This window comes from Halorubrum aquaticum, from assembly GCF_900113615.1.
Classification (GTDB): Archaea; Halobacteriota; Halobacteria; order Halobacteriales; family Haloferacaceae; genus Halorubrum; species Halorubrum aquaticum.
In genome coordinates, this window is the sequence record NZ_FOPZ01000035.1 from 1 (window position 1) to 5,577 (window position 5,577).

Genomic DNA, 5,577 nt, shown 5'->3' on the forward strand with positions numbered 1-5,577 from the left:
GGGGGCACCGGCCGGCCGCCGACGCGGCCGGTCGACGCGTTCCGACGGGGTTAAATGTGTACCCCGATTCGAATGGAATGCGAAGAACGCACCGCGAACTCGGGCCGTTCAACCCGGCCCGGTTTCGCAGGACCGATGAAGTCCGATGGGTTTATGACCCATGCTGGACAACGTTCAGGTCCGCGAAAGATGAGGATTTCGCCCCCTGCGCTCCGGCGTAAGAGGAGATCTGATGTGAGCCGTGGACGTTCGGTGTCATCCGGGTCGCCGGTGAGACTGGACTCCACATTGGACCATGCAATGGTGTGTTGACAACGAGTCAACACCCGCCAACATAACCCCCTCCGTTCCGGGAATCAGGAACGGAGGCATTCATTCCGGTTGATCCTGCCGGAGGCCATTGCTATTGGGATCCGATTTAGCCATGCTAGTTGTACGAGTTCAGACTCGTAGCGAATAGCTCAGTAACACGTGGCCAAACTACCCTTCGGAGCACGATACCCTCGGGAAACTGAGGCTAATAGTGCATACCACACTCCAGCTGGAATGAGGAGTGTGCCAAACGCTCCGGCGCCGAAGGATGTGGCTGCGGCCGATTAGGTAGACGGTGGGGTAACGGCCCACCGTGCCAATAATCGGTACGGGTCATGAGAGTGAGAACCCGGAGACGGAATCTGAGACAAGATTCCGGGCCCTACGGGGCGCAGCAGGCGCGAAACCTTTACACTGCACGACAGTGCGATAAGGGGATCCCAAGTGCGTAGGCATAGAGCCTACGCTTTTGTCCACCGTAGGGAGGTGGACGAATAAGGGCTGGGCAAGACCGGTGCCAGCCGCCGCGGTAATACCGGCAGCCCGAGTGATGGCCGATCTTATTGGGCCTAAAGCGTCCGTAGCTGGCCGCACAAGTCCATCGGGAAATCCACCCGCTCAACGGGTGGACGTCCGGTGGAAACTGTACGGCTTGGGACCGGAAGGCGCGACGGGTACGTCCGGGGTAGGAGTGAAATCCCGTAATCCTGGACGGACCGCCGATGGCGAAAGCACGTCGCGAGAACGGATCCGACAGTGAGGGACGAAAGCCAGGGTCTCGAACCGGATTAGATACCCGGGTAGTCCTGGCCGTAAACAATGCCTGCTAGGTGTGGCTCCCACTACGAGTGGGTGCTGTGCCGTAGGGAAGCCGCTAAGCAGGCCGCCTGGGAAGTACGTCCGCAAGGATGAAACTTAAAGGAATTGGCGGGGGAGCACTACAACCGGAGGAGCCTGCGGTTTAATTGGACTCAACGCCGGACATCTCACCAGCATCGACTGTGGTAATGACGGTCAGGTTGATGACCTCGCCACGAGCCACAGAGAGGAGGTGCATGGCCGCCGTCAGCTCGTACCGTGAGGCGTCCTGTTAAGTCAGGCAACGAGCGAGACCCGCATCTCTACTTGCCAGCAACGCTGTGAAGCGGTTGGGGACAGTAGAGAGACTGCCGTGGCCAACACGGAGGAAGGAACGGGCAACGGTAGGTCAGTATGCCCCGAATGTGCTGGGCAACACGCGGGCTACAATGGTCGAGACAAAGGGTTCCAACTCCGAAAGGAGACGGTAATCTCAGAAACTCGATCGTAGTTCGGATTGTGGGCTGAAACTCGCCCACATGAAGCTGGATTCGGTAGTAATCGCGTGTCACAAGCGCGCGGTGAATACGTCCCTGCTCCTTGCACACACCGCCCGTCAAAGCACCCGAGTGAGGTCCGGATGAGGCTCGTTACACGAGTCGAATCTGGGCTTCGCAAGGGGGCTTAAGTCGTAACAAGGTAGCCGTAGGGGAATCTGCGGCTGGATCACCTCCACAGACCCGAGACCTCCCTCAGGGAGGCTCACCTTTCGACCGTCCGCGGTCACACCGACCACGAACGGTCACTACTCATTCGCATGCGTCCAATACGGAGTCCGGCCCACCGCCGGCCCGGACACTTACGAGCGTCCACGGCTCACACTACACACCCCACACCCTCTCCACACGGAGAGGTGGGCTCATAGCTCAGCGGTAGAGTGCCTCCCTTGCAAGGAGGATGCCCTGGGTTCGAATCCCAGTGAGTCCATGTCACCCCCGCCGCGAAACCGTCCCCTTAAGTGGGAGACGCGACTCGGTTGGGGTACGACGACCGATGCACCATCCCGGGAAACCGCGGATGGGAAGGGTTAGACGAACACGCGCTGCCACGCGTGATTCGATGACGACCGTGTATACGTGCGATCCAGACGTCCACTGAACTCATACGAGTTCGTGGAACGTCAGTGAACCAATTACAGTCGGTGACTATTATAGTCACTTGACACCGTCAGTATGCTCTTCGGAGCACACTGACACACTACTGGCTACTGTGCCAGCTGGTGAATGGCTCGGCTCGAGAGCCGACGACGGACGTGCCAAGCTGCGAAAAGCTCGTGGGACCCGCATGGAGGGAAAGAACACGAGATCTCCGAATCGGAATCCGTTAACAATTGCTACGCGCAATAGGGAACCCCCTGAATTGAAACATCTCAGTAAGGGGAGGAAGAGAACGCAACCGCGATGTCGTCAGTAACCGCGAGTAAACGCGACACAGCCCAAACCGAAGGTCTTCGGACCAATGTGGTGTTCGGGTTGACACTCAAGCCGCGAACCCGCATTCGAAGTCTCCTGGAACGGAGCGTGAAACAGGGTGACAACCCCGTAGAATGCGATAGTACCGGTGGCGTCAAATCCAGAGTAGCAGGGGTCGGATATCCTCTGTGAACACTCCAGGCATCCCCTGGAAAGGCTAAACACTCCTCGAGACCGATAGCGAACAAGTAGCGTGAGCGAACGCTGAAAAGCACCCCGAGAAGGGCGGTGCAATAGGGCCTGAAATCAGTTGGCGATCGAGCGACAGGGCGTACAAGGCGTCTCCGAAAACGACCGAGAAGCGATTCTCTAGTAGGAACGGAGACGAGCCGGCGTCGTGTCGTGCGTTTTGAAAAACGACCCAGGGAGTGCACTTGAATGGCGAGTCTAACCCGTGAACCGGGGAAGGCGCAGGGAAACCGATACGGCCGCAGTACTTCGGTACGAGGGCCACCGTGTCCAAACGCGGGGAGTCATTCGGGTGCGACCCGAAACCAGGCGATCTATACGCGAGCAGGGTGAAGCGTGGCGAAAGCCACGTGGAGGCCCGTTAGAGGTGGTATCCTACAATATCCTCTCGTGATTCGTGTATAGGGGTGAAAGGCCCATCGAGCCTGGCAACAGCTGGTTCCGACCGAAACATGTCGAAGCATGACCTCTTCCGAGATAGCCCGCGGGGTAGAGCTACCGATTGGATGACTCGCCTCCGAGAGGAGTCGACCATCCTGTCGAACTCCAAACCCGCAGGCGTCGCAGACGAAGGGAGTCCGGTGCGCGGGGTAAGCCTGTGTACCGTGAGGGGAACAACCCAGAGCCGGGTTAAGGTCCCAAAGTGTAGATTAAGTGCGATTCGAAGGTGGTCTCAAGCCCTAAACAGCCGGGAGGTGAGCTTAGAAGCAGCTACCCTCTAAGAAAAGCGTAACAGCTTACCGGCCGAGGTTTGAGGCGCCCAAAATGATCGGGGCTCAAATCTACCACCGAGACCTGGCCGCGCCCTTGACAGGGGCGACCGCGTAGGTCGGCGTTCTGTTCGGATGGAAGCACGGGTGAGAACTCGTGTGGACCGTTCAGAAACGACAATCCTGGTCACAGTAGCAGCGATAGTCGGGTGAGAACCTCGACGGCCTGATGAGCAAGGGTTCCTCGGCACTGCCAATCAGCCGAGGGTCAGCCGGTCCTAAGACACACCGCAACTCGACTGTGTCAACGGGAAACTGGTTAATATTCCAGTGCCATCATGCGTATAAAGTCGACGCCGTGTGGAACGCTGAGCCGGGCATTCGCCCGGTCGAATCGTGGAACCTCGTGGAGACCGTCACGGTAAGAAGCGAGAGAAGCGCGAGATAGCGAAAGTCAGCCGTACATAGGGCCCGTGAAAAGACGAGCATGATGTCCGTACCGAGATCCGAAACAGGTGCTCTGCCAGCGCAAGGCACGGCCTGTCGGGAGAACCGACGTTAGGGAATTCGGCAAGTTAGTCCCGTACCTTCGGAAGAAGGGATGCCTGCTCTCTGAGGAGCAGGTCGCAGTGACTCGGGCGCTCCGACTGTCTAATAACAACACAGGTGACCGCAAATCCGCAAGGACTCGTACGGTCACTGAATCCTGCCCAGTGCGGGTATCTGAACACCTCGTACAAGAGGACGAAGGACCCGTCAACGGCGGGGGTAACTATGACCCTCTTAAGGTAGCGTAGTACCTTGCCGCTTCAGTAGCGGCTTGCATGAATGGATAAACGAGAGCGCCACTGTCCCAACGTTGGACCCGGTGAACTGTACGTTCCAGTGCGGAGTCTGGAGACCCCCAAGGGGAAGCGAAGACCCTATAGAGCTTTACTGCAGGCTGTCGCTGAGACGTGGTCGCCGATGTGCAGCATAGGTAGGAGACATTACACAGGTACCCGCGCTAGCGGGCCACCGAGTCAACATTGAAATACTACCCGTCGGTGACTGCGACTCTCACTCCGGGAGGAGTACACCGGTAGCCGGGCAGTTTGACTGGGGCGGTACGCGCTCGAAAAGATATCGAGCGCGCCCGAAGATCATCTCAGCCGGGTCGGGAACCCGGCGAAGAGCGCAAGAGCAAAAGATGGTCTGACAGTGTCATTCCCAACGAGTGACGCTGACGCGAAAGCGTGGTCTAGCGAACCTACGAGGCTCCGGAATGGGGCCCGTAGATGACAGAAAAGCTACCTTAGGGATAACAGAGTCGTCACCCGCAAGAGCACATATCGACCGGGTGGCTTGCTACCTCGATGTCGGTTCCCTCCATCCTGCCCGTGCAGAAGCGGGCAAGGGTGAGGTTGTTCGCCTATTAAAGGAGGTCGTGAGCTGGGTTTAGACCGTCGTGAGACAGGTCGGCTGCTATCTATTGGGGGTGTAATGGTACTTGACGTGAACGGTCGTATAGTACGAGAGGAACTACGACTGGTCGCCACTGGTGTATCGGTTGTCCGGAAGGGCAGATGCCGAGTAGCCACGCGACACGGGGTAAGAGCTGAACGCATCTAAGCTCGAAACCCACATGGAAAAGAAGTACCGACGAGGTCACTCGTAGAAGACGAGTTAGATAGACTCGGGATGTACGCGCCGAGGCAACGAGGCGTTGAGTCCACGAGCACTAACAGACCGAAGCCACAATCATATGGTCACTAGATATTCCACACTCGCATGAGTTCAGGCGGTAGCTGGATCGCACGTATACACGGTAGTCATTACCGAGACAGGCGTCTCTCCGTCATGGAGAGTTCCGGTTCGAGTCCGGGAGTCGGCATGAAGGCGGCCAGAGCGGTGGGGGCACACCCGTACCCATTCCGAACACGGAAGTTAAGCCCACCCGCGTACCGGGAAGTACTGGAGTGAGCGATCCTCTGGGAACCGCGGCACGCCGCCTCACCATTCATCGGGATCATTCCCGTCCAAGCCCACGGACACCG

At 58.2% G+C, this 5,577-nt stretch carries 1 tRNA gene and 3 rRNA genes; all 4 read left to right on the top strand.

Annotation, left to right across the window (positions count from 1 at the left end):
- Window positions 1-374 precede the first annotated feature (374 nt).
- The 4 genes from F3H10_RS15740 to rrf all read left to right on the top strand — a co-directional run bounded on the left by F3H10_RS15740 (window position 375) and on the right by rrf (window position 5,537).
- A 16S ribosomal RNA gene (locus tag F3H10_RS15740) occupies window positions 375-1,845 on the top strand.
- 180 nt (window positions 1,846-2,025) lie between these two features.
- Window positions 2,026-2,097: transfer RNA gene (locus F3H10_RS15745), tRNA-Ala, on the top strand.
- A 268-nt stretch (window positions 2,098-2,365) separates the two neighbouring features.
- Window positions 2,366-5,284 (top strand): 23S ribosomal RNA (locus F3H10_RS15750).
- 131 nt (window positions 5,285-5,415) lie between these two features.
- Window positions 5,416-5,537, top strand: a 5S ribosomal RNA gene (rrf, locus tag F3H10_RS15755).
- The 16S, 23S and 5S rRNA genes sit together here with 1 tRNA gene alongside, the layout of an rRNA operon.
- Window positions 5,538-5,577: the final 40 nt, after the last annotated feature.